The sequence below is a fragment of the Bradyrhizobium sp. U87765 SZCCT0048 genome (genome assembly GCF_018131225.1).
Classification (GTDB): domain Bacteria; phylum Pseudomonadota; class Alphaproteobacteria; order Rhizobiales; family Xanthobacteraceae; genus Bradyrhizobium_A.
Genome location: NZ_JAFCMM010000008.1, coordinates 106,812 through 131,486, shown reverse-complemented (window position 1 = coordinate 131,486; position 24,675 = coordinate 106,812). Strand labels below are relative to the sequence as shown.

The window sequence follows — 24,675 nt, the reverse complement described above, 5'->3', positions numbered from 1 at the left end:
GGCTCGCCATGGACGGCAAGATGCTGGCGCGGCTCGGGGCCGTTGTGTTCATCGCCATCGCCGTCACGGCGACCGCAATCGACATGGCGCGGAAGGACCAACCTTCCGCGCCTCGCCCCGCGCCGGCCTTCCAGCCGCCGGCCGATCCGCTGCGCGAAACTCTGCGCCGCTGCCAGCAGCTCGGCGAGGCTGCCGCCAGCGATGCCGGCTGCCTCGCCGCATGGGCTGAATCCCGCGACCGCTTCCTCGGCCGTGACCGCAGCGAGGCGCGCTGACCATGGGCAATACGGGCGTCATCGACAATTTCCTCGGCGTATTCACATCCTACATCGACAGCGGGTTCGGCCTGCTCGGCGGCGAGGTCGCGTTTGTGGCGACCACGCTCATCATCATCGACGTGACGCTTGCCGCGCTATTCTGGGCATGGGGCGCGGATGACGACATCATCGCGCGGCTGGTAAAAAAGACGCTGTTCGTCGGCGTCTTCGCCTACATCATTTCCAACTGGAACAACCTCGCGCAGATCGTCTTCGAGAGCTTCGCCGGACTTGGCCTCATGGCGTCAGGCACCAGCTTTTCCGTTGCCGATCTCATGCGGCCGGGCCGCGTCGCGCAGACAGGCCTCGACGCCGGCCGGCCGCTGCTCGATTCCATCTCCGACCTGATGGGCTGGATTAGCTTCTTCGAGAACTTCATCCAGATCGCATGCCTACTGTTCGCATGGGCGCTGGTGGTTCTGGCCTTCTTCATCCTCGCCATCCAGCTCTTCGTCACCCTGATCGAGTTCAAACTGACCACGCTCGCCGGTTTCGTGCTGATCCCCTTCGGGCTGTTCGGCAAGACCGCCTTCATGGCCGAGAAGGTCTTGGGCAACGTGGTGTCGTCCGGCATCAAGGTTCTGGTGCTCGCCGTCATCATCGGCATCGGCTCGACCTTGTTCAGCCAATTCACCGCCGGTTTCGGCGGGGCAACCCCGACCATCGACGACGCCATGGCGATCGTGCTCGCCGCGCTGTCGCTGCTCGGCCTCGGCATCTTCGGCCCCGGCATCGCCAACGGCATCGTGTCGGGCGGCCCGCAACTCGGCGCGGGTGCGGCCGTAGGCACCGGCCTTGCCGCCGGCGGCATGGTGCTCGCAGGAGGCGCGGCGGCGGGAGGTGGAGCGATGCTGGCCGCCAGAGGCGGCGCCGCCGCTCTGTCCGGTGGAGCCGCGGCCGTTCGCGGAGGTGCTTCCGCCGCAGGCGCGGCGACGGCCGCCTACAGCGTCGGCTCGCTCGGCCAGACCGGCGCGGCCAGTGTCGCCTCCGGCCTCGGCGGTGTCGCGCGGACCGCAGGTTCTGCCGCTGTATCGCCCTTGAAGCGCGCCGCGTCGAAAGCATCGGAAAGCGTCAAATCCAGCTTTTCCGATGGCGCACGCGCCGCCTTTGGTGTGACCGGCGGCACGTCCACCGCAGGCACGGTCGGCGGCGCGAGCGCTACTCCCGCCGCCGCACCGTCCGCCGTCGCAGGCAGTGCTCCGGCCTGGGCGCAGCGGATGCAGCGCTCCCAGGCCATGAACCACGGCACGACCATGGCAGCCCATGCGGTGCGCTCCGGCGACAGCCACGGCTCCGGTTCCTCCATCAACCTTTCCGAAAGTGACCGCTCATGACCATCTTCAAACGACCAGCAACCCACTACGGCAAGTCGCCGGAACCCGAGACACCCTATCAGAAAGCCGCGCAGGCATGGGACGAGCGCATCGGCTCGGCCCGTGTTCAGGCGAAGAACTGGCGCTATATGGCGTTCGGCTCGCTGATCCTGTCGGCCGGCTTCGCTTCCGCCCTTGTCTGGCAGTCCGCGCGCGGGACCGTCGTGCCCTGGGTGGTACAGGTCGACAATATCGGCCAGGCGCAGACCGTCGCGCCCGCAAACGCTGACTATCGCGCCACCGATCCGCAGATCGCTTTCCATCTCGGCCGCTTCATCGAGCAGGTCCGCGCGATCCCGGCCGACGCCATCATCGTTCGCCAGAATTGGCTTCGCGCATACGAGTTCACCACCGACAGGGGCGCGGCTGCCTTGAACGACTATGCGCGGGCCAACGACCCGTTCACGCGGGTCGGCCGTCAGCAGGTCGCCGTCGAGGTCTCGAGCGTCATCCGGGCATCGCCCGACAGCTTCCGCGTGGCTTGGACCGAACGCCACTACGAAAACGGCCAGCTCGCCACCACCGAGCGATGGACGGCGATCCTGACCATCGTGATCCAGACGCCGCGCGATGCCGAGCGCCTGCGCGCCAACCCGTTGGGAATCTACGTCAATGCAATTTCGTGGTCACGGGAGATGAGCCAATGAGGACGATCACCCGCACCCCCACAATCGCGGCCGTGCTGCTTTCGGCCACCATGCTCGCAGGCTGCGCCACCAACCGGACGCAGCAATGGAGCTATGACGATAGCGTGCCGCCGCTGCCAGTGGTGCAGGCGGCCGCGACCGACGAAACGCCCCGGCCGCTGCACACGCCGCCCGCGTGGACCGTCGCGCGCGGCGGCGCCGCTGCTGGAACACCGACCGGCCGCGTCGAGAACGCCAACGCCGCCGCTCGCGTCGAGCCGCGCCGCGCAGGCTATTACAACGCGATCCAGATTTATCCGTGGAGCGAGGGCGCGCTCTATCAGGTCTATGCCGCAGTCGGGCAGATCACCACCATTGCGCTGGAGCCGGGCGAGAGCCTGACCGGCGCGGGGCCGATCGCGGCGGGTGATACCGCAAGGTGGATCATCGGCGACACGGAATCCGGGTCCGGCGCGAACCGCCGTGTCCATATCCTCGTGAAGCCGACACGCCCGGACATTGCCACCAACCTTGTCGTCACCACCGACCGGCGCACCTACATGATCGAGCTGCGCGCGCGGGAATCGCTCTACATGCCTGCCGTCGCCTGGGCCTATCCGGCACCGCCAGCGGGCCAGCGCCAGACCGTTCCAGCCGCACCCGTCATTCCCGCCGAGGCCGCGCGGAACTATCGCTACGGCCTGACCGGAGACAGCCCGCCGTGGCGGCCGGTTTCCGTCTTCGACGATGGACGGCGCGTCTATGTCGTCTTCCCGGCCGGGATCGTGCAGGGCGAGATGCCGCCGATCTTCGTACTCGGCTCCGATGGCGAACCGCAGATCGTCAACAGCCGCATCCACCAGAACATCCTGATCGTGGACCGCCTATTCGGTGCGGCCGAGCTGCGCCTTGGCGGCGGCACCCGCCAGCAGGTCGTCAGGATCGTCCGTATCAACCCGACGCAGGCGGCCGCCGATCAGCCTGCCAGCGCGACCGGAGACTCCCCGTCATGACAGACACCACCAACACCACGGACGCCTCGCCGATGCGGCTGCGCGCCGAACCGCCGCGCGTCACCCGCCTGTCACGCAAGATGCTCGCTGGCGTCGGCGCTGTAGCCTTGTTCGGCGTCGGCGGCGCGCTGATCTACGCGCTCCAGACCCGCGATGCAGGTCCGGGCAATGAAGAACTCTATTCGACCGAGAACCGGCCCACGGCGGACGGCTTGTCCGGCCTACCGCGCGACTATACCGGCCCGGTCCTGGGGCCGGCGTTGCCCGGCGACCTCGGCCGCCCGATCCTCGATGCGCAGAACCGGGGACAGCCGGTTGCGCCGCCGGTCATGGCGACGCCCGCCGTCGATCCCGAGGAACAGCGCCGTCTCGCCGAGGAAGAAGCCGCGCGCGTCAGCCGCGTCTTTTTCCAGACCGCGCCCGGCACGGGGACGGCAACCGGCATCGCCATGCCCGGCCTTGGCCTTCCGTCCGGCGCGACCGGCCCCCAGGACCGGCACACCGCCTTCCTAAACGGGCCGGTGGATCGGCAGACCGTCGCCCTGGACCGCATCATGGCTCCAGCGTCGCCCTACATCCTACAGGCCGGAGCCGTCATCCCCGCCGCGATGATTACCGGCATCCGCTCCGATCTGCCCGGTCAGATCACCGCGCAGGTCACGGAAAACGTCTATGACAGCCCGACCGGCAGCCTCCTTCTGATCCCGCAGGGCACGCGCATCATCGGCCAATACGACGCCGGCGTGACCTTCGGTCAGCGCCGCGTGCTGCTGGTCTGGAATCGGCTGATCCTCCCCAATGGCCGCTCCATCGTGCTGGAGCGCCAGCCCGGCGCGGATGCCAGCGGCTATGCCGGGCTTGAGGATGGCGTCGACTATCATTGGTGGGATCTGATGAAGGCCGCAGGGCTCTCGACCTTGCTTGGCGTCGGCACGGAGTTGGCGACCAGCGATGATGACCGGCTGATCCGCGCCATCCGCGACGGGGCGCAGGACACCATCAACCAGGCCGGCCAACAGATCATCCAGCGCCAATTGCAGGTCACACCCACGCTGACCATCCGGCCAGGCTTCCCGGTCAGGGTCATCGTGACCCGCGACCTTGTGCTCGAATCCTACGGAGGCTGAGCGATGGCGAAGTTGAAGCTGGGGCCGCTGCCCGACGACAAGCCCGTCAAGGTGACGGTGGAGCTGCCGGCACCGCTCCACCGCGATCTGATCGCCTATGCCGAAGTGCTGGCCCGCGAGACCGGCCAGACCGTCGCCGATCCCATGAAGCTGATCGTGCCTATGCTGGAACGCTTCATCGCCACGGATCGAGGCTTCGCTAAGGCGAAGCGGGAGCCAGGAAGATCGTGACAAGTCAACGCGAGGTTCATCACTCGACGTAGCGTTTTGCGATCATCGTCTCGGCACCCAAAGCAACGAAGCGGGCGGACGGCTATCGTTGGCATGTCGGACTACTTGGCCCGCGCCAGTTCTTCGACAAGAAACGGCGCCGTCCGGCTACCGGGTGTTCGGGCCACCTGTTGAGGGGAGCCGGCCACGACTATCTTGCCGCCAGCATCGCCAGCACCTGGTCCTACATCGATTACCCAATCGGCCTGCGCCACAGCGCGCATGTCGTGCTCGATCATCACCACACTATTTCCGGCATCGACCAGCCGCTGCAATTGTACCAACAGCCGGTCGGCGTCCGAGGCATGCAGGCCGGTGGTCGGCTCGTCGAGCACGTAGAGACTGCGCCCGCGCTGGCTGCGCTGAAGCTCGGTCGCCAGCTTGATGCGCTGTGCTTCGCCACCGGACAGTTCGGTGGCCGGTTGGCCAAGTCGCAGATAGCCCAGCCCGATCTCGCGCAGTAATTGCAATGGTCGTGCCACCGCGTCCTCACCCGCGAAGAAGCCGTGGGCCTCGTCCACCGTCATGGCCAGCACCTCGGCGATGTTGCGCCCGTTCCAGCGCACCTTCAGCGTGGCATCGTTATAGCGCGCGCCATGACAGGTCGGGCACGGCGCATAGACGCTCGGCATGAACAGCAGTTCCACGCTGACGAAGCCCTCGCCCTCGCACGTTTCGCAGCGCCCTTTGGCCACATTGAACGAGAACCGTCCGGCGTCATAGCGGCGGCGCCGCGCATCGGGGGTGGCGGCGAACAGCTTGCGCACATGGTCGAAGAGGCCCGTATAGGTCGCCAGGTTCGAGCGCGGGGTGCGGCCGATCGGTTTCTGGTCCACCTGCACCAGACGCTGCACGGCATCCACGTCGCCGGCGAGATGACCGCCGGTGACTTCGATGACCGTCGCGCCTTCGCCAGAGCCGCTTTCGGCCGCGTCGTCCTCGGGTTCGTGACCCAGATGCAGCAAGATCAGTTCCGGCAAAGCCTGCGCGACGAGGCTGGATTTGCCCGAGCCAGAAATGCCGGTAACGGCCGTCAGCACGCCGAGCGGAATGCGCGCATCCACGCCGCGCAGATTGTGGCGATGGATGGCTTGCAACTCCAGCCAGCCCGAGGGCTCGCGGCCTCGGCTCGCGGGCGCGGCGATCTCGTCGAACAGATAGCGCGCGGTCCGGGATTCGGCGATCTGGCGCAGGCCCTCCGGCTCGCCGCTAAAGAGCACGTGGCCCCCGTGTTCTCCGGCATCGGGTCCGACATCCACCAGCCATTGCGCGCGGCGCATCAGGTCCAGATCGTGCTCGACCACGAACACCGAATTGCCCGCGTCGCGCAGCCTGTCGAGAGCGTCGTAGAGGGCCTGGCTGTCGGCCGGGTGCAGCCCCGCCGAGGGCTCGTCCAGAACATAGACGACGCCGAACAGCAGGGAACTCAACTGCGTGGCCAGCCGCAGGCGTTGCAGTTCACCCGCCGAAAGTGTCGGGGTGGCCCGGTCCAGCGTCAGATAGCCGAGGCCCAGCCCCCGCAGTTGATGCAGGCGGGCCATCACGCCACCGGCGATGCGTTGCGCGGCGAGACGCTTTTCTTCCGAGAGTGCGGAGGTGCGGCGCACATCGGGCGACACTGCGTGAACGGCCTTACCGGAGGCCGCCCGTTCGGCCCGGTCGCGCTGGGTCGCCTCCCTGTCCGTACCTTCCCCCGCCGTATGGGCGCTGAAATCGCCCTGGACGATGGGTTCGAGCAGGGCCGCCAACTGGTCCAGCGGCATTTGCATGAAGGCGCCGATATCCACTCCGGCGAAGGTGATCGCCAAGGCTTCGGGTTTCAGTCGCTTGCCGTCGCAAGTGGGGCACTGCTTGCCCTCCATGAAGCGCGATACGCGCTTGCGCATCAGGGCGCTCTGGGTGTTAGCGAAGGTGTGCAGCACATAGCGCCGGGCGCCGGTGAAGGTGCCCATATAGCTCGGCTCCAGCTTACGCTTGAGCGCCGCTCGGGTTTCGGCGGGCGTGAAGCCCGCGTAAACCGGCACGGTGGGCGTGTCCTCAGTGAACAGAATCCAATCTCGGTCCGCCTTGGGCAAATCCTTCCATGGCCTGTCCACGTCGTAACCCATGCTGACGAGGATATCGCGCAGGTTTTGACCCTGCCAAGCGGGCGGCCAGGAGGCTATCGCCCGTTCCCGGATGGTCAGGGAGGGATCGGGCACCATGATGGCCTCGGTCACCTCATAGACATGCCCCAGGCCATGACAGGTGGGGCAAGCCCCCTGCGGCGTGTTGGGGGAAAAATCCTCGGCGTAGAGCATCGGCTGACCGGCCGGATAGGCGCCGGCGCGCGAATACATCATCCGCACCAGGCTCGATAGCGTGGTGACGCTCCCCACGGAAGAACGCGCGTTGCTGGCGCCGCGCTGCTGCTGCAAGGCGACCGCCGGTGGCAATCCGTCGATGGCATCGACGTCGGGCACGCCAGCCTGGTCGATCAAGCGCCGTGCATAGGGGGCTACCGACTCGAAATAGCGTCGCTGCGCCTCGGCGAAGATGGTGCCGAAGGCGAGCGAGGATTTGCCGGAACCCGAGACACCGGAGAATACCACCAGAGCGTTGCGCGGGATGGAAACGTCCACGTCCTTGAGGTTGTTCTCGCGCGCACCGCGCACCTGCACGAGACCGCTCGCTGCGGCAGTACAAGAGGATTCACCGAAAGGAGAGTCTGGCATGTTCTTATCCTGTAGTTCGTGAGCTAGCGATGGGCCGGATTCGGGGAAGATCGGTCAAGCGTCCGCGCTTGGCGGCGTCGCGTGATCGAGCGAGCGCCAGCCCCCCTCGCTCGCCCGACCCGCTCCGGTGCCTCCCGGCTCGAGACCCCGCTCAGGACTGGGCTTCTTGCGTCCGGGTGCCGCGGCGGCTGGCTTCGAGCGCAGCAGTGAGCGTGCGGGCGTCGTAACTGCCGAGCAGACGACGCCCCTCGACGAAGAACGTTGGAGTGGCGTGCGCACCGCTGGCGACCGCACTGGCGAGGTCGCGCTCGACGCGCTCGATCACCGCGGCGCTGTCGAGATCCGCGATAAACCGGTCGACGTCGAGGCCAACCTCTGCGGCGTAGCCGATCAAGTCCTCGCGCTCCAGCGCATGTTGGCGGGTGAACACGAAGTCCAGCCACGGCCAGAACATCCCCTGGTTCGACGCGGCCTCGGACGCCCGCGCGGCGATCAGCCCGTGCGGGTGGTGCGGCAGCTGGCGCACCACATACCTGAGGTCGTCCCCGAAGTGCTCGCGCATATCCTCCCACGAACCGGTCGCGTGCGCACAGTACGGGCACTCGAAGTCCACGTACTCCACGAGCGTGAGCTGGGCGTCCTCCGGACCACGGATGTGGTCGACCTCGGGATCCACCGGCGGCTCGAGCACCATCGGCAGATCGGCGGTCTCCTCACCCCATCTCCGGGCGGCAACCTTGAAGATGAGCCACCCGAGCAACGTGGCGAGCACCATCGACACGAGCACACCGACCGTCGCCTGGCGGCCCAGGTCGGAGGTCGTGCCGAACGCGAGCCCGATGATGAGCAGCGACACGGTGAACCCGATCCCGGACAGTGCCGCTCCACCGAACACGCTCCCCATCCCGACGCCCTCGGGCAGCCGACCCAGGCCGAGGCGGATCGCGGCGAGTGTGATGAGTCCGATGCCCAGGACTTTGCCGAGCACGAGCCCCGCAATGACGCCCCAGGTCACGGGCGAGCCGAAGGCCTCAGCGAGCAGCCCGCCACGCAGGTCCACCCCGGCGTTCGCCAGGGCGAACACCGGCACGATCAGCAGCGCGGTCGGTAACCGCAGGAACTCGTGCAGCCGCTCGTTCACCGAGATACCTCGGGACAGCCCGCGGTCCACCGCGTGGGCCGATGCGGCACTCGGAGACTGCCAGAAATCTCGGAACAGCTGTCTTGCCGCGACGACCTTGTGACGCTGTGTCGCGTAGGCAGGGATCAGGAGCCCCGCGGCCATCCCAGCAAGGGAGGCATGGATGCCGGAATACACGGTTGCGAACCACAGCCCGATCACGATCAGCACATACGGCGTTGCCCGCCACTGGCGGGTGCGGCCTAGCAACCACAACCCGACGAGACTGGCGAGGGCGATTAGCAGCGGGACGATCCGGATCTCCTCGCTGTAGACGATGCCGATGATGGACACGGCGAGAAAGTCGTCGACCACGGTCAGGGTGAGCAAGAACACGCGCAGCTGACCGGATAGTCGCGGACCGACGATCGCCAGGGTGCCCAGCATGAACGCCGTATCGGTGCCGACCACCGCACCCCACCCATGCAGGCCCTCACTTCCGGCCAGCCCCACGATCAGGACATACACCAGTGCGGGAAGCACGACACCCGCGACCCCTGCGATCAGAGCGAGACGGGCACGGCTGCGGTCCCGGAGAGATCCGTGGGCAAACTCCTGACGCACCTCCAGGCCGATCAGGAAGAAGAAGACGACCATCAGGCCGTCGTTGACCCAGTGATGCAGATCCATGTGCAGGCCGAACGGGCCGAAATTGAACCCGACATCCAGGTGCCACAACGCAAAGTAAGCGTCGGACAGCGGCGAGTTTGCCCACACGAGCGCCACGACCGTGACGATCACCAGCAACACCGCAGCACCAGGCTCCGTGCGCAGATAGTGGGCAACTCGTCTCCGTCTGATATTCGCCGTGGATTCACCGAAAGAAGAGTCTGGCATGTTCTTGTCCTGTAATTCGTGCGGTAGCGATGAGCCGATTTCGGGGGAGATCGGTCAAGCGTCCCCGCTTGGCGGCGTTGCGTCATCGAGCGAGCGCAGCCAAGCAAGCCTTTCTCCCAGCCTGCGCTCGACGCCTCTGTCGGTTGGCTGGTACCAGCCCGGCCGCGCTACGCCCTCGGGAAAATAGGTTTGCCCGGCGGCATAGCCGCTGGGCTCGTCATGGGCATAGCGGTAGCCTTCGTGATACCCCATCTGCTTCATCAGCTTCGTCGGTGCATTGCGAAGATGGAGGGGAACAGGCTGGGAGCCGCTGCGCTTGACGAATGCCTTGGCCTGGTCCCAGGCGGCATAGGCGGCATTCGACTTGGGGGCGAGGGCGAGGTAAGTCACCGCCTGCGCCAGCGGTATCTCGCCCTCTGGCAAGCCCAGCCTGTCGTAGGCCAGCGCGGCGTTGAGTGCCAGTTGCAGCGCCTGCGGGTCGGCATTGCCGATGTCTTCGCTGGCCATCACTATCATGCGGCGGGTCACCTGGCTCACGTCGCCGCTGCCGTCGAGGATGCGGGCCAGCCAATACAAGGCTGCATCGGGGTCGGAGCCCCGCAGCGACTTGTGGAAGGCCGAGAGCTGCCAGTAGAACTCGTCGCCGCCCTTGTCGAACCTGCGCAGTGATGGGCTGGTGGACAGCCTGGCGAACTCGCCATCGACCACAGCCTTGCCAGCGCCCGACGCAGCATTCGTCACCTGCTCAAGCAGATTGAGGAAACGCCTGCCATCGCCATCTGCGAAGCCCTTGAGCAGGTCCAGTGCGTCCGCATCCAACGTGACGCCCCGAAGATGCGGCAGGGCGCGTTCGTAGAGCTGGTTCAACTCGTCGCCGGATAGCGGTTCGAGGGTATAGACCTGTGCGCGTGAGAGCAGTGCGGAATTCACCGCCAACCCGGGATGCTCGGTGGTTCCCCCCACCAGGGTCAGGAGCCCCGACTCGACATGGGGCAGCAAGGCGTCCTGCTGCGCCTTGTTGAAACGATGGATCTCATCGACGAAAAGCACTGTCGATCGACCATGGTTGTCCAGTTCAGCCTGGGCCTCGTCGATGGCCTGCCGAATGTCCTTCACCCCGGCAAGCACGGCCGAGATGGCGATGAATCGGCTGTCGGTCGCGCGTGCCGCCAGGCGCCCCAAAGTGGTCTTGCCCACACCTGGCGGTCCCCAGAGGATGAACGAGTGCAACCTGCCGGACTCGAAGGCGAGGCGCAGTGGTTTTCCCGGACCCAGCAGATGCCGCTGCCCCACGAATTCATCGAGAGATCCGGGGCGCAGGAGTTCTGCCAAAGGCGGTCTGGGCTTTGTCGTGAACAAATCAGTCAAGATCGCCTCATGGGGTCATTGCATCGAATGGCGCAGCGTTCCCACGCCAAACCGAATCCACCAGCCAATAATGATTATACTCGGTCCTACTATACCGTATACGCACTCCAGGGCGCAACATTCGAATCTCATCCGTTCGGAGCGCTCATCGCCGAGAGACCGCCCGACAGCGCTGCGGAAGGCGACCTCCGCTGGAGGGATCGAGCAGGCAACTGTCATAGCCCTTGATACTGGGCAGGAGTATTCCTAAATGTGCGTAGCTGGGATATTTGGGCCTCGTGCGCCCATGTAACCATTTGACCTCGCATGCGCTTTGAAGGAGCCGGAAATGGCGAACGGATGGGGACCCGAAGGCGGGGTTCAGGACCAGATTGACGCTACTGTAAGGGATGCGCTCTCAGCGGCACGTTCTCGACTTCCTTTGGGAGACGGCACCCTCGAATGTGAGGTGTGTGGAGAAGAGATCCCGCTGCGACGTCGCCAAGCCATTCCATCAGTCAGGACATGTATTGCTTGCCAAGGCGAACGCGATAAGCGACCAACGTTCTCCGCGATCAACCGCCGGGGCAACAAGGATAGCCAACTGCGTTGAATGGCAGGTGCAGATCGGCTCTTAAGCTTGCTTCGGAGTGGACGTGAGTCGTCATCTTCGTTCGACGGTCAACCGTCGTTCCTAGTGGCCTGAAAGCCGATCAGAATCCGCGCACGAAGGCACAAGACCGGTCCTCTGGCTTGGCCGCATCCAAAGGCCTCGCGGCGGGAAGTCGGCGTCCACCCGATAAAGGCGTGGACATCACACATGGATGAACATATCTCCTGTATAGTATGCCTCAGCGCCGAACAGGAAGATTTGATGCCATACACACCAGAAGAGAAAAGTCGGGCCGTCACTCGCATTCGTCGTATCAGGGGCCAAGCCGAAGCGCTTGAGCGTGCGATCCAAGCTGGGGCCAGCTGCGCAGCGTTGCTTCAGCAGATCGTGGCGATGCGTGGCGCGACCAACGGCTTGATGGCGGAAGTGATGGAGAGCCATCTTCGGGAGACCTTTGATCCACGGATCAAGTCCAAAGCCGCTCCAAAGGCCACTGATTACGATGAAGACCTTGAAGGTGTGATGAAGATCTTACGAACCTATCTCAAATAGCGCATCCCTGTCGTTACGAAACGCGCTTCTTACATCAGTATTTTTCTTTGTTCATCAGATGCTTGAGACGTCCAGCCCCGCAACAGATCGACTGATTCTGCGAAGGCGTTTTGAGTTTGACAACGGGTGCTCTCCTCGCCGTTCTAGCATAGGAGGCGATCTATGATCGTGAGAAAATTTGGATACCTGCTTGCGTTGTATCGCGAGGGGCACTTCGGCAGAGCGGCCAAGAGTTGCAACGTATCGCAGCCCACGCTTTCCGCCGGCATCAAGCAGCTCGAGCAAGACTTGGGCGTCGAGATCGTGCGGCATGGTCGGCGCTATGACGGCCTCACCTTGGAAGGTGAGACCGTGCTGGCTTGGGCAAAGAAGATCGAGAGCAACTGCGAGGGGCTGGAGCGCGACATTTCGGCTCTCAAACGTGGGCTTGAAGGGCAATTCCGCTTAGGCCTCCTGTCGAGTGCGTCGGTGGTGGCGCCGATCCTCAGCTTGGCCCTCGCTGAAAGGATGCCTCTTCTTGAACAATCCATTCGCGCGACCCAGCTCTCGTCGCTGACCAAAGCCTTGCTGGCGCATGAAATAGACATGGCGCTGGTCTATCTCGAAGACGTAACAGAGGAGGACTTCGATACTCACCTTCTATACCGAGAGCAGATCGTCATATTCCAAGCGACCAGAGACCCGTTGCCGCGACAGGTCTCATGGGATGATGTCGCAAATCTGCCCCAGTGCATCTTGGACTGCGCGCTACCCAAAGCCGCGCACTCCAGACTCGGGCACTGTGCCGCAAAGACGATCAGGACCAACAATGTCGATGTTCTCACCGCCCATATAGCGAGTGGGCGATATGCCACCGTCCTTCCGCAATCCCTCGCAACCTATTTTGCTCGGATTCCCGACATTCGGGCGGTTGAAGTCACAGGTGAAGGCACGGATGCCGCTGTTGGGTTGGCTACGATCAGAAATGAGCTGAAATCGACGCCTTCGACCGCACTTTTGGAGATAGTCCGCTCTCCCGAAACAATCGCCGCGATACAGGATGCTTTGGACCTGTATCGCCAGTTTCAACCCGATGGGAGCTGACCGACCGTTCATGCCGTGGCAACGCGGCATGAACGGTCCCGCGACCCGCTATTCCACGTAGATCATTTTCTTGGTCATCCCGCCGTCGACCACAAGCGTTTGCCCCGTAACAAAGCCGGCCGACGCCAGATATAGAACGGCCTCGGCAATGTCCTGGGGACGACCGACCCGGCCCACCGGATGCTGCGCCTCGTCCTCGGCGCGCAGATTTGTTTCGTTCGTGATCCAACCAGGTGCGATTGTATTGACCCGAATTTTTGGGCCAAGTTGCACAGCTAGCGCCTGCGCGAGTGCCACCATGCCACCCTTTGCAGCGGCATAGGCAAAGTCGACGCCTTCCGACATCAACGCGCGCGTGGAAGCCATCATGACAATTGAACCACCGCCGGTGAGTAGGGGCGATGCCGCTCGCGACATCAAAAAGGCCCCTGTCAGATGGCTACCGATAGTGTTGTTCCACTGTTCGAGTGAGGTGTCCCCGAGCTGCATGAATGTGTCGTAAACAAGCCCGCCATTGTTGACGAGCAAGTCTAGTTGATCCCAGCCAAGGGTGCGGAAAGCTTCGGTTACAGATTTTTCGCTCGAAAGATCGCAATAAATCTGCTGACCGATTGCCCCCTCCTTCAGATCAAACGATGCGACTTCCCATCCATCACTCAACAAGGCGGAGCATATCTCCTGACCGATCAGCCCAGACCCTCCTGTTACAATCGCGCGCTTCATAAGGACTCCTTTCTGTCTAGGAATGATAACTAGACTGGCCGCGTTCCGCCAACACAACTAATGCCGGATGAGTGTGCGTGGAAGGCGCCTCGATGAACTTTAACTGCTCCTTCTCTTCGACAGGCATTATGTCGCTACGTTTGTGATATGTTATATCGTATTGTTTTGACGCAGCCGCCATCATCTCGCGGCGTGTTCATAGAAATTTCTGATCCTGGGATAGAATCTTCGAGTTTGCCGCGACGAAGAAGCGAGGGCATCCTGCTTCTACGGTAATGATGAGCCACTCAACGGCGTTATTGTGCTGTGTCGAAGTTATTCGGCTCGGCAGATTGAGGCGCGTCAAATTTTATTCTCATCAATGCTTAGGGGGCACTGAAAAGAACGTAGGAGATATCTGATGGCTACCGGCAACCGGATCGTAACCTTCGAGAAACCGATGGAAATGAAGGTCAACACCTTCAAATTCCCGGAGCTGATTACCCCGCAGGGCAAGAGGGCACCGCACGGCGCCATTCTCAAGATCGTCACCACGAACATCTGCGGCAGCGACCTCCATATCTATAGAGGGTCGTTCGAAGTCCCCAAGGGAATGACGATGGGCCATGAGATGACCGGCGAGGTGATCGAGGTCGGCTCTGATGTCGAGTATATCAAGGTCGGCGACATCGTATCTGTCCCCTTCAACGTGGGCTGCGGGCGCTGCTACAACTGCAAGCACATGCGCTCGGAGGTGTGCGAAAACACCAATCCCGAAGTCGATTGCGGAGCCTATGGCTTCAACCTGGGCGGTTGGACCGGTGGGCAAGGGGACTACCTGTTCGTCCCCTATGCGGATTTCAACCTACTGGCCTTCCCTGACAAGGACGCGGCCATGGAGAAGATCCGTGATCTGACGCTGCTGTCGGACGTGCTGCCGACCGCGTTCCATGGTTTCGCCGCACCCGACTGGCCGGCGCAGCCCTCCTATATCGTCGGTGAGAATGTGCTGATCTTCGGCGCGGGGCCTGTCGGTCGTGCGGGTGCTGCTTGCGCGCGACTGCTGGGCGCAGGCGCCATTATCGTCGCCGACTTCATTCAGGAGCGGCTCGACCTGCTCAAGCCGCACGGGATCGAAACCATCAACCTGTCGGACGGGACGCCGATCGAGGACCACCTCGAACGCATCACCGGCAAGCGTCAGGTCGATCGCGTAATCGACTATGTGGGGCTGGACTGTCGAGGCTTCGGGCCGGATTCCGACAAGATCGTCGAGAATGCCGTGACCAACGCGCTCCTGAAATATGTCCGTTTCGGTGGGATGACCAGCACGGTCGGCGTTTACTGCCCCAATCCGATCTCCAAAGATCCGCTCAGCAAAAAAGGCAGCATGGAAGTCGATTGGGCCAGTGGCTGGATCAAGTCGCCGCGCATGTCGGCGGGTCAGTCGCCGACCGCGAATTACAACCATGCCCTCATGCGGGCGATCCTGAATGATCGGATGCCCTATCTGACCCCGATGATGAATATCAAGTTCATCGCCCTGGAGGATGCCCCGGCGGCCTACAAGGAGTTCGATGACGGATCTGCATTCAAGTACGTCATCGATCCCCATGGCTCGGTGAAGCACTGATCCTCACAACCGGAATGTCTCACGATCATGATCGGGGGGCATTCCGGTTTCGCAGGACGGCTTGACGCAAGAATGCCAATCTTGGCTTGCCAATCGCGCACGCCGCCAGATCGACGAGCCAAACCATTCCGGACCGCACTATCGGCCAGCTACTGCGGTTTTCCGAGTCTCTAACCTCCCTTCACTCCCTGGCAATCCTTGATTTGGACATCCTCTTGCATACTGCATGGGAGTATACTAGGTGTACTCCCATGCAGTATATGCGGCCCACGAATCGACATGTCACAACAGGCATGGCCGCTGGCAGCCCGCTTCAACCCACGAGGAGAATCCAAAGATGAAATCTCGCGCCGCTGTTGCCTTCGAGGCAGGCAAGCCACTCGAAATCGTCGAGATCGACGTCGCCCCGCCCCAGAAGGGTGAAGTGCTCATCAAGGTTACGCATACCGGGGTGTGCCACACCGATGCTTTCACGCTGTCCGGCAATGATCCGGAGGGCATCTTTCCGGTCGTTCTCGGCCACGAGGGCGCGGGCATCGTCGTCGAGGTCGGCGAGGGCGTCACCAGCGTCAAGCCGGGGGATCACGTCATTCCGCTCTACACGGCCGAATGCGGCAAGTGCGAGTTCTGCACGTCCGGCAAGACCAATCTGTGCGTCGCGGTTCGCGAAACGCAGGGCAAGGGCTTGATGCCGGATGGCACCACGCGCTTTTCGTACAATGGCCAGCCTCTATACCACTATATGGGCTGCTCGACATTCAGCGAATATACGGTCGTTGCCGAAGTCTCGCTCGCCAAGATCAATCCCGAAGCGAATCCCGAGCATGTCTGCCTTCTCGGCTGCGGTGTCACCACCGGCATCGGCGCGGTCCACAACACCGCCAAGGTTCAGCCGGGAGACTCCGTTGCCATATTTGGCCTGGGCGGCATCGGTCTCGCAGCGGTCCAGGGCGCGCGTCAGGCCAAGGCGGGCCGCATCATCGCGATCGACACCAATCCGTCCAAGTTCGAGCTGGCCCGCCAGTTCGGCGCGACCGACTGCATCAACCCCAAGGATCATGACAAGCCGATCCAACAGGTGCTGATCGAGATGACGGGCTGGGGCATCGATCACACCTTCGAGTGCATCGGCAACGTCCACGTCATGCGCGCGGCGCTGGAAGCCGCGCATCGTGGCTGGGGCCAGTCGATCGTCATCGGCGTCGCCGGGGCCGGACAGGAGATTTCGACGCGGCCGTTCCAGCTCGTCACCGGCCGCGTCTGGAAGGGGTCGGCCTTCGGCGGCGTCAAGGGACGGACCCAGCTTCCCGGCATGGTCGAAGACGCCATGAGAGGCGACATCGATCTGGCTCCCTTCGTCACCCACACCATGGGTCTGGAGGAAATCAACGAAGCGTTCGACCTGATGCACGAAGGCAAGTCGATCCGCACCGTGATCCACTACTGATCCGACAAATCAAGTCTGTTAACTTCAATAACTAACCTCAAGGAAGAATATCATGGCTGACCCCGTTATCTCCGGCAACGGCGTGTTCTCGCACGTCTTCATCGGCGCTGCCGACGTCGAGCAGTCGGCAGCGTTCTACGACGCCGCTTTGGGCGCTCTGGGCATCAACAACCTCGGCCCCTTCGGCAATGGTTGGGTGCTGTACGGTCGCGAAAAGCCCGCTTTCATCATTGCCCGCCCCGGTAATGGCGAAGCGCCCTCCAGCAATGGCGTGACGGTCGGCTTTGCTGCCGCGACGCCCGCCGAAGTGGATGCTTTCCACGCCGCCGGCCTCGCTGCTGGTGGCACTGACGAAGGCCAGCCTGGCCCCCGTGGCCACCTGCCGGGTGCCTATGCTGCCTATCTGCGCGATCCGGCGGGCAACAAGGTCTGCTCCTACACCTTCATCTAAGGCCGGAAGGTGATGGCGATACCCGCAACCCTATGACTGGCTGTCGCCGGCGCTGAAACAGCCGCCGGCGCTTCCCCCGCACAACAGCCATGAACAGGAGCCTATCGGCACACCGTCCACCAACCGTCGAAGCAAGGAAACAAAAATGGAACGTGTCGAACATCACGCCAGCTTCGGCGGTTGGCAGGACGTCTATCAGCATGACTCGATCAGCCTGGGTTGTCCGATGAAGGTCGGCGTCTATCTGCCTCCCCAGGTCAAGGACGGTCGCGTGCCGGTGCTGTATTGGCTGTCCGGCCTGACCTGCACCGAGCAGAATTTCATCACCAAGTCCGGCGCGCAGCGTTTCGCGGCGGAGCATGGGATCATGATCGTCACGCCGGACACCAGCCCACGAGGCGAAAGCGTGGCAGACGATCCCAGCTATGATCTTGGGCATGGCGCAGGCTTCTACGTCAATGCGACGCAGCAGCCCTGGGCTGCCAATTACCGCATGTATGATTACGTCGTCGAGGAATTACCGGCACTGATCGAAGCCACATTTCCGGCCGATGACCGTCGCGCGATTGCGGGGCATTCCATGGGCGGACATGGCGCACTCGTCGCGGCACTGCGCAATCCCGGACGCTATCGCAGCGTATCGGCTTTTTCGCCAATCGTCGCGCCGAGCCAGGCGCCTTGGGGCGAGCGCGCTTTCACGGCATATCTCGGCGATGACCGTTCTGCGTGGGAGCAATATGATACCATCGAACTCATCAAGACCGTCCGAGAGCGCCTGCCGCTGCTGATCGATCAGGGTCTTGATGACGAGTTTGCAGATCGTGAGTTGCGTCCGAGTCTCCTGCAAGCAGCGTGCGAGGCAGCGGAACATCCGCTGATCCTCCGTCAGAGGCCCGGATACGACCACAGCTACTATTTCATCGCGAGTTTCATCGACGAGCATATGGCCCATCATGCAGCGGCGCTGTTCCAATGACCGCGCCAGCATCTTCGCCCATGCGCGAAACCGCATCGGGCCTTGAGACCGCCTCAGGTCGCCATCGTGTGGTGGTCGTGGGGGCAGGCTTCGGTGGGCTGGAGGTTGTGCAGAGGCTCGCCGGAAGCGGTGTCGCCGTCACCCTTGTCGACCGCCGCAACCATCACCTTTTCCAGCCGCTGCTCTATCAGGTCGCAGGCGCTTCGCTGTCGCCGTCAGACATCGCATGGCCGATCCGCGCGCTCTTCCGCAAGCGCAGGGACGTGCGCACCTTGCTCGGTGAGGTCCGGCATGTCGATACGGACGAGCGGCACGTCCTCCTGGAGGACGGCCCGGCGCTTGCCTACGACACGCTCGTCATCGCGACGGGGGCGACGCATTCCTATTTCGGCCATGACGAATGGGAGCCTTTCGCGCCCGGCCTGAAATCGCTCGAAGACGCGACGACCATCCGTCGCCGTGTCCTGCTGGCTTTCGAGGAAGCCGAGCGCGAAACTGACACCGCCCGGCGAGCCGCCTTGCAGACTTTCGTCATCATCGGAGGCGGACCAAGCGGCGTGGAGCTTGCTGGCACGATAGCGGAACTCGCCCATCGGACGCTCGCGCACGATTTTCGCATCATCGACCCTGATGCGACGCGCGTGGTGCTGATCGAGGCGGGGCAACGCCTCCTGTCGGTCTTCCCGGAGGATATGTCCGCCTATACGCGCCAGGCGCTGGAAAAGCTGGGTGTCGAGGTCAGGCTCGGCATGCCGGTTACGGACTGCTCGTCCGATGGCGTCATTGTCGATGGTGCGCTTGTCCCCGCTCAGACGATCCTGTGGGCGGCTGGCGTGCAGGCATCACCGGCTGCGCGCTGGCTGAATGCGGAAGCTGATCGCGCCGGGCGTGTCATCGTCGGACCTGACCTGACAGTGCCCGGCCAGCGCGACATTTTCGTGATTGGCGACACCGCGGCTGCTACCGGCCCGGACGGAAAGCCCGTCCCCGGCCTCGCTCCCGCGGCCAAGCAGGCAGGGCAATATGTGGCGCGGCTGATCCGTCAGCGGATGCGGGGCTCTAAGACCACCACGCCTTTCCGCTATCGGCATCAGGGCAATCTGGCGACGATAGGCAGCCGTCTTGCCGTCGTCGACATGGGGCGGATCCGGCTGCGCGGCACACTGGCATGGTGGATGTGGAAGCTCATTCACATCTACTTCCTGATCGGGGTGCAGAATCGTCTTAGCGTTGCGCTAAGCTGGTTGTGGACGCATGGTATGGGATATCGTGGTTCCCGGCTGATTACTTATAACAACTACGATGGTTACGGCGCCGCAAAGAAGAATGACAAGGAAGGACCGTCAGTTGAGTGAAGGAGGCGCCACACCGCTTGGCAGTTCTACAGTCTATGGTATGCCAGTCTTGGGTAGCAGGAAGATTGCCCTAGATGAGCTTCATGCCCGCCCGTTTCCCTTGGTAGAAGCTCCGCGCGCCTTGGTGCAACTTGCCTTCATGAACGAAGGCAATCTGGCGAAGGATCGCGAAACCCTGGCCGAACTATCGAGCCGGGTGGGCGCCTCACTACCGGATCAGAGCACTCCCCTTCACGGCCTGACATTCGAGCAGGGCGATCTGCATCGCGAGAAGCACACTGAGTTCTTCACCTACCTGTGGTGCGCACCTCTTGACCCTGAGACCGGGAATCCGGTGGGTCTCGATCCCTTCAAACATGGCTTCATCCCGCCTGGGCCGATCGTATCGGGTATCCGTCTGGATGTCGTGACCTGGACTGAGGAGAGTGCGCAGTCTTACATAGATCGCTTCGATCCGGTCAGCCGCTGCCACTCGCTTGTCGAGGATGGCATGGCCGATATCATTACCGATTTCCGTCAGGACAGCGATGGCCTGACGCGAATTGTCATTCTGGATCGGGGGCTAACGCCAATACGGCTTGGCGCCCTGGCCCAACGGCTTCTCGAAATCGAAACCTATAGGACGCTTGCCCTTCTCAGCATCCCGATGACCCAACAGCTTGGACCGCATCTGCGGGAGATCGAGAAGCGACTTGCCGCCATCACCGACGAGATGCGCCAGTCCGCGCGCCGCAACAGCGAGGAGCTGCTGTCCAGCTTGACGGACCTGTCGGCAACGCTTGAGGCCGACACGGCGTCGAGCCTCTACCGCTTTGGCGCCAGCCGCGCCTATTATGAAATCGTCGAGGAACGGCTGACCGCACTCGGCGAGACTTTCGTCCCCGGCTGCTATCGTTGGCGCAGTTTCCTACATCGCAGGATTGCTCCGGCAATGCGAACCTGCCGTTCTATTGAAGAGCGTCAGGCCAACCTGTCCGACAAGCTGGCGCGCGCAACGACGCTGCTTCGATCCTGGATCGATGTGCAACTCGAACGACAGAACAGCGATCTGCTGGCCTCCATGAACAATAGGGCGAGGCTGCAACTGCGGCTTCAGCAGACCGTAGAAGGTCTGTCTGTCGCGGCAATTTCCTACTATGTCATTGGACTATTGTCCTATCTCATAAAGGGCCTCCCAGGGTACCACGATATCGTTTCACCCGAACTGGTAATTTCTGCCCTCGTTCCCGTGGTCCTGCTCGCGATATGGTGGACCGTTCGGCGGATCAGGAACTCTCATAGCGACCCTGGGCTTCCGGATCGGAGGGATCGAACATGACCCGACAACCTAATTCGGGTGCGAAAGGCGCTCACGAAGCATGCCTCGCCTCCAAAGACCGGATTGCCGGAGCCTACCGGTATTTAGGTTCTAATGGCAGTAATGCCGGGAAGATATTCACCATGAAACGACGCTTGCAGGAGGGTTTCTAATGTCTACCGGCGTTTTCATTTTGCACTCTCAATATACCCCCTCGGGCGATCAGCCCGAAGCCATCGCACGGCTGATCTCAGGCATCGAAGAGGGGGCGCATCATCAGACCCTGAAGGGGATCACCGGATCGGGCAAGACCTTCACAATGGCCAATGTGATTCATCGCCTGAAGCGGCCCACCCTGATCCTGGCGCCGAACAAGACGCTGACCGCGCAGCTTTATGACGAAATGAAACAGTTCTTCCCTGAGAACGCGGTGGAGTATTTCGTTTCATACTATGACTACTTCCAGCCGGAAGTATATCTGCCGGGTAGTGATCGGTTCATCCCGAAAGATTCCGCGATCAACGACCATCTGGAGCGCCTGCGCCTGTCCACGACGAAATCGCTCATCGAGCGTCGAGACACCATCGTCGTCGCTTCGGTGTCGTCCATCTACGGAATGGGCGATCCCGACGATTATCGGGCATTGCAGGTTCCGCTCTCGCCGGGCGCGAGGTTGAGCCTGAACGAGCTTCTTCATGGCTTTGCCCGATTGCAGTATGATCGTACCGAGCACAAGCTGAAGCGTGGAACCTATCGCGTTACCGGCGATATGGTCGAGGTCTTTCCAGCGGATTCGGAATACAAGGCCATTCGTCTCAGGTTGTCGAATGGCGTGATCGAGACCCTTGACTGGATCGACGCAGCTACCGGACAACAACTGGAGAGCATCGCTCACTATCTTGTCTCGCCGAAGACGGTTCTGGCAGCCTCGGCAAGCCAGGTGGAAACCGCCGCCACGGCGATCCTTGAAGAGATGGAAAGGCGTGTTGCTCAGTTAAACAGCGAAAACCGCCATGTGGAAGCGGAACGCCTATATGAGCGGATTACGAACGACGCCGAAATGCTGCGGCAGGTCGGATACTGCTCGGGCATGGAAAACTACGCCTGCTATCTGAGTGGCCGCGATCCCTCCCTTCCTCCGATCACCTTGCTCGACTACCTCCCGAAGGATGGCCTTCTGTTCGTCGATGAATCCCATGTGATGATTCCGCAGATCTCGGCCATGTATAGCGGCGATCAGAGTCGCAAGGACACGTTGATCGAGTTCGGCTTCCGTCTGCCGTCCTCCAAGAACAATCATCCTCTGAGCTTCAGGCAGTTCGAGGCCATGAAGCCGCAGACGATCTTCGTTTCCGCAACCCCTGCCGCATATGAGCTGAATATTTCGCAGGATCGCGTCGTTGACCAGATCGTGAGACCCACCGGCCTGCTGGACCCTGAAGTCGAAGTCCGTCCCTGCGAGGGAGACATCGACGATCTGCTGCGCGAGATTACCGAGCGTGCGGCCAGAAACGAGCGGGTGCTGGTGACGACGCTCACGAAGGTCGCCACGGAAAATCTTCATGCCTTCCTTGAAAGCAAGGGCGTTCGGGCGCGGTATCTGCACTCCGATATTAAGACGGAAGACCGGATTGAGATCATAAACGGCCTTCGCGCCGGCGAGTTTGATGTCCTGATCGGTATAAGTCTCTTGCGCGAGGGACTGGATATTCCCGAGGCATCCCTGATCGCGATTCTCAACGCAGATCGCGCGGGCTTCCTACGAACGGCGCCGACTCTGATTCAGATGATCGGCAGAGCCGCCAGGAACGTCAACGGGAAGGCAATCCTTTACGCTGATGTGGTGACACCGGCAATGAAACAGGCAATGGATGAAACAATCGATCGAAGGCAGCGTCAGATTGCCTTTAACGAAGAGCATGGCGTCACCCCCTCTTCATCCATCCGAAAAATCGCCTCCGAGCAATCTCCGGCGTCCGAACCTTCAGTTCACTCGGAAGCGTTCTGTGCCAACCTCTCGGAGCTTTGTAATCGGATCGGCGAGGCAGAGCATCGTCTGCTGTCGGCCGTCGACACCGGCGACGACGCACTGGCGGAAGACATTCGCCTTCGCCTGGACAAGCTATATGGCCAGTTTATCTATCTATGATCACATTAGACGTGGATCGGTATCTGAAGCGTTCTGGCCACCCGCTGAAGTACATTCATTAATGAGCAAAGAGGTATTTTTCCTGGAACGATGGTTCGTCCGACGCAAATACGGGCTTCGGCAGCACAGATCCGTGAGGCTGGGGATCTTGGGTAGATCAGGACGATGAGAATATTCACCATTGGGTTCACCAAGTCATCGGCTCAGCACTTCTTCACGAGGTTGAGAGACTCCGGCGCCAAACGGCTTGTCGATGTTCGCCTCAATAATGTTTCACAGTTATCAGGCTTCGCGAAGCGTGACGACCTGAGATATTTTTCCGAAGCCCTGTGTGGAATGGAATATGAGCATCTGCCGGAACTCGCACCGACGAAGGATATGTTCGAAGATTTCAAGGTAAGAGGGGGAGACTGGAACAGTTATGCCGCAAGATTTCGGGATCTGATATCGCGACGCCAGATCGAGATGATCGACAAGGAGAAAATTGAAGGTGGATGCCTGTTGTGCAGCGAGGACAAGCCGCACCACTGTCATCGACGACTTGTCGCAGAATACTTAGCAACAAAATGGCCTAACGTTGAGATCGTGCATCTCTAGAGCACGAACAAAAGACGGCAGGAGATAGGCCCTCCTCTCTGTTCAACAGGGTGCCAGACCGACAGCCGCCGTCTCAATCACATGCGGGAGGATTTCGCTGTATGAACGAAGCTGCCCTGCGGCATTTGAAATATGTACTCAAGGTCGTCGAACTGGGTAGCATGCGGAAGACCGCGCAGGCCCTGAGCGTTCAGGAGTCTACCGTTAGCAGAAACATTGCCGCCATCGAACAACGCCTCGACCTGCTCCTGTTTGAACGCCACAATAACGGCGTCAGACTGACCGCTGCCGGACGGGACTGGATCGAGGGTGTGCGCGAACATTATCGCGGGCTTGAGGCGGCGCTCAGCCAAGGCAATCAGCAAACAAAACATAACGACCTACTCCGCATCGGCCTCAGCACACCGTTCGGTCGCGAGTTCCTTGTCCGTCTCATTGATCGGTTCGAAAAGCGCTATCCGCGCATTGCCGTCACGTTTCAGGATGGTTCATGCCGCAACCATACAAACGCCATCCGTCGTCGCCATCTGGACATAGCCTTTATGTGCGGCGGCTATGAAACTAGACCCTGCCGGCGTGAAGATATCTGGAGTGAAGGCCTGGTCGCTTTGCTGCCGGCCGATCATCGCCTTGCCGAAAAGGAAGCCTTGACTTGGAGCGATTTTGCTGGGGATCGGCTGCTCGTACCGCAAGGCGCTGACGGTCCGCTGCTCGAGCCTTGGCTTACAGATCGCATCTCCGCCGGAGAACGGGCACCCGTTATCGAACAGTGTCAGGCCTGTCAGGCCACGATCGTTCTGAAAGTGCAGATTGGCAGTGGCTTTACCGTCACCGGGGTAAGCTTTGCCGACGCCATCGATATCACTGGTACGGTATGGCGGCCAATCGTCGGACCGGACAGCATCGGCACGATAAGCGCCGTCTGGCTTGATACCAATCCCAAACGCGCAGCCCTGCATCTGCTCGGCATCGCCAGAAATATGGCGGTCGAACTGGAGCAAAGATCAAGTTGAAGA

General features: G+C 61.9%; 22 protein-coding genes. 18 read left to right on the top strand and 4 right to left on the bottom strand.

The window, feature by feature from the left end; all coding sequences use genetic code 11:
* The first annotated feature begins 8 nt into the window (after nt 1–8).
* From trbK-alt to JQ639_RS34400, 6 genes are read left to right on the top strand one after another with little or no spacing between them, the layout of a single operon-like run.
* Nucleotides 9–275, top strand: a complete 267-nt coding sequence (gene trbK-alt, locus JQ639_RS34425) for a putative entry exclusion protein TrbK-alt (protein ID WP_030540730.1) — start codon at nt 9–11, stop codon at nt 273–275.
* 2 nt (nt 276–277) lie between these two features.
* Nucleotides 278–1,651 (top strand): P-type conjugative transfer protein TrbL, encoded by a 1,374-nt coding sequence (gene trbL / locus JQ639_RS34420; RefSeq protein WP_030540729.1) that lies wholly within the window; start codon nt 278–280, stop codon nt 1,649–1,651.
* Nucleotides 1,648–2,337, top strand: a complete 690-nt coding sequence (gene trbF, locus JQ639_RS34415; protein ID WP_030540728.1) for a conjugal transfer protein TrbF — start codon at nt 1,648–1,650, stop codon at nt 2,335–2,337. The genes trbL and trbF overlap by 4 nt, the downstream gene beginning before the upstream one ends.
* The gene (gene trbG, locus JQ639_RS34410; protein WP_030540727.1) at nt 2,334–3,329 is read left to right on the top strand and encodes a P-type conjugative transfer protein TrbG; all 996 of its coding nucleotides are present in this window, start codon (nt 2,334–2,336) and stop codon (nt 3,327–3,329) included. Before trbF ends, trbG begins: the two co-directional genes overlap by 4 nt.
* 32 nt (nt 3,330–3,361) lie before the next feature.
* Nucleotides 3,362–4,456 (top strand): TraB/TrbI/VirB10 family type IV secretion system protein, encoded by a 1,095-nt coding sequence (locus JQ639_RS34405; protein WP_037471339.1) that lies wholly within the window; start codon nt 3,362–3,364, stop codon nt 4,454–4,456.
* A gap of 3 nt (nt 4,457–4,459) precedes the next feature.
* Nucleotides 4,460–4,687 (top strand): DUF2274 domain-containing protein, encoded by a 228-nt coding sequence (locus JQ639_RS34400; protein ID WP_030540725.1) that lies wholly within the window; start codon nt 4,460–4,462, stop codon nt 4,685–4,687.
* Between the two features lie 101 nt (nt 4,688–4,788).
* On the opposite strand, the gene JQ639_RS34395 is transcribed toward JQ639_RS34400, so the two are convergent.
* From JQ639_RS34395 to JQ639_RS34385, 3 genes are all read right to left on the bottom strand, one after another.
* Complete coding sequence (locus JQ639_RS34395; RefSeq protein WP_030540724.1) at nt 4,789–7,440, bottom strand: excinuclease ABC subunit UvrA; 2,652 nt, start codon at nt 7,438–7,440, stop codon at nt 4,789–4,791.
* 151 nt (nt 7,441–7,591) lie between these two features.
* Nucleotides 7,592–9,457 carry a Na+/H+ antiporter NhaA gene (gene nhaA, locus JQ639_RS34390; RefSeq protein WP_030540723.1) on the bottom strand — a complete coding sequence of 622 codons (1,866 nt, stop codon included), beginning with the start codon at nt 9,455–9,457 and terminating at the stop codon, nt 7,592–7,594.
* 54 nt (nt 9,458–9,511) lie between these two features.
* Nucleotides 9,512–10,825: a replication-associated recombination protein A gene (locus tag JQ639_RS34385; protein ID WP_103025175.1), complete on the bottom strand. Its 1,314-nt coding sequence runs from the start codon at nt 10,823–10,825 to the stop codon at nt 9,512–9,514.
* Between the two features lie 328 nt (nt 10,826–11,153).
* Here JQ639_RS34385 and JQ639_RS34380 point away from each other — a divergent pair, with 328 nt between their 5' ends.
* From JQ639_RS34380 to JQ639_RS34370, 3 genes are all read left to right on the top strand, one after another.
* Nucleotides 11,154–11,417 (top strand): DksA/TraR family C4-type zinc finger protein, encoded by a 264-nt coding sequence (locus JQ639_RS34380; RefSeq protein ID WP_030540722.1) that lies wholly within the window; start codon nt 11,154–11,156, stop codon nt 11,415–11,417.
* A gap of 261 nt (nt 11,418–11,678) precedes the next feature.
* Nucleotides 11,679–11,969, top strand: coding sequence for a metal/formaldehyde-sensitive transcriptional repressor (locus JQ639_RS34375; RefSeq protein ID WP_030540721.1), 291 nt, complete (start codon nt 11,679–11,681; stop codon nt 11,967–11,969).
* 162 nt (nt 11,970–12,131) lie between these two features.
* Nucleotides 12,132–13,052: a LysR family transcriptional regulator gene (locus JQ639_RS34370; RefSeq protein WP_211968951.1), complete on the top strand. Its 921-nt coding sequence runs from the start codon at nt 12,132–12,134 to the stop codon at nt 13,050–13,052.
* Between the two features lie 48 nt (nt 13,053–13,100).
* On the opposite strand, the gene JQ639_RS34365 is transcribed toward JQ639_RS34370, so the two are convergent.
* The gene (locus JQ639_RS34365) at nt 13,101–13,775 is read right to left on the bottom strand and encodes an SDR family NAD(P)-dependent oxidoreductase (protein WP_103025177.1); all 675 of its coding nucleotides are present in this window, start codon (nt 13,773–13,775) and stop codon (nt 13,101–13,103) included.
* Between the two features lie 400 nt (nt 13,776–14,175).
* Here JQ639_RS34365 and JQ639_RS34360 point away from each other — a divergent pair, with 400 nt between their 5' ends.
* The 9 genes from JQ639_RS34360 (at nt 14,176) to JQ639_RS34320 (ending at nt 24,672) form a co-directional block, all read left to right on the top strand.
* The gene (locus JQ639_RS34360; protein WP_229825135.1) at nt 14,176–15,387 is read left to right on the top strand and encodes a glutathione-independent formaldehyde dehydrogenase; all 1,212 of its coding nucleotides are present in this window, start codon (nt 14,176–14,178) and stop codon (nt 15,385–15,387) included.
* 337 nt (nt 15,388–15,724) lie between these two features.
* Nucleotides 15,725–16,834, top strand: coding sequence for an S-(hydroxymethyl)glutathione dehydrogenase/class III alcohol dehydrogenase (locus JQ639_RS34355; RefSeq protein WP_103025179.1), 1,110 nt, complete (start codon nt 15,725–15,727; stop codon nt 16,832–16,834).
* Between the two features lie 52 nt (nt 16,835–16,886).
* On the top strand, nt 16,887–17,285 hold the full coding sequence (locus JQ639_RS34350) for a VOC family protein (RefSeq protein WP_103025180.1): 399 nt from the start codon (nt 16,887–16,889) through the stop codon (nt 17,283–17,285).
* Nucleotides 17,286–17,430: 145 nt separating this feature from the next.
* A complete protein-coding gene (gene fghA, locus JQ639_RS34345) occupies nt 17,431–18,261 on the top strand; it encodes an S-formylglutathione hydrolase (protein WP_103025181.1) in 831 nt (276 codons plus the stop codon).
* Between the two features lie 20 nt (nt 18,262–18,281).
* Nucleotides 18,282–19,616: an NAD(P)/FAD-dependent oxidoreductase gene (locus tag JQ639_RS34340; RefSeq protein ID WP_103025204.1), complete on the top strand. Its 1,335-nt coding sequence runs from the start codon at nt 18,282–18,284 to the stop codon at nt 19,614–19,616.
* A complete protein-coding gene (locus JQ639_RS34335) occupies nt 19,588–20,934 on the top strand; it encodes a DUF3422 family protein (protein WP_229825136.1) in 1,347 nt (448 codons plus the stop codon). Before JQ639_RS34340 ends, JQ639_RS34335 begins: the two co-directional genes overlap by 29 nt.
* Nucleotides 20,935–21,085: 151 nt before the next feature.
* Nucleotides 21,086–23,062 (top strand): excinuclease ABC subunit UvrB, encoded by a 1,977-nt coding sequence (gene uvrB / locus JQ639_RS34330; protein ID WP_030541533.1) that lies wholly within the window; start codon nt 21,086–21,088, stop codon nt 23,060–23,062.
* Between the two features lie 165 nt (nt 23,063–23,227).
* Nucleotides 23,228–23,659, top strand: a complete 432-nt coding sequence (locus tag JQ639_RS34325; protein ID WP_103025183.1) for a DUF488 domain-containing protein — start codon at nt 23,228–23,230, stop codon at nt 23,657–23,659.
* Nucleotides 23,660–23,760: 101 nt separating this feature from the next.
* The gene (locus JQ639_RS34320) at nt 23,761–24,672 is read left to right on the top strand and encodes a LysR family transcriptional regulator (protein ID WP_103025184.1); all 912 of its coding nucleotides are present in this window, start codon (nt 23,761–23,763) and stop codon (nt 24,670–24,672) included.
* Nucleotides 24,673–24,675 lie beyond the last annotated feature (3 nt).